Genomic DNA, 308 nt, shown 5'->3' with positions numbered 1-308 from the left:
GCTTTGGGCAACCACAGCCGCACCAATCTGGCTGGATTTCTAAAAATTAAGCTTCGTGCTTCCGGCCTGCGGGTCGTCTATCAGCTGCGCCGCACCGAAACGGAAATGCTGGTGATCGTCATCGGTGTCCGTGCTGACGAGGAAGTGTATGAAATTGCTCAGAAACGATCCAATCAATATAATCTGCTCGGCTGATTCCCCGGCAGCATAAAAAGCCTCCTGCTCTGCGGAATGCAGAACAAGAGGCTTTTCACTTTGATTCGCCGATAGCGCAAAAAGAGCCTTCCCATTCCGGAGAGTGGGAAGGC

Annotated in this window: 1 pseudogene; it reads left to right on the top strand. The window is 52.3% G+C overall.

The features are described 5' to 3' along the window. Positions 1-195, top strand: a pseudogene (locus P0G09_RS17930) (type II toxin-antitoxin system RelE/ParE family toxin); the annotation flags it as partial. Between the last annotated feature and the right edge of the window lie 113 nt (positions 196-308).

Source organism: Faecalibacterium sp. DFI.5.82 (genome assembly GCF_029076575.1).
GTDB lineage: Bacteria > Bacillota > Clostridia > Oscillospirales > Ruminococcaceae > Faecalibacterium > Faecalibacterium duncaniae.
This window is presented reverse-complemented; position numbering and strand designations above follow the sequence as displayed.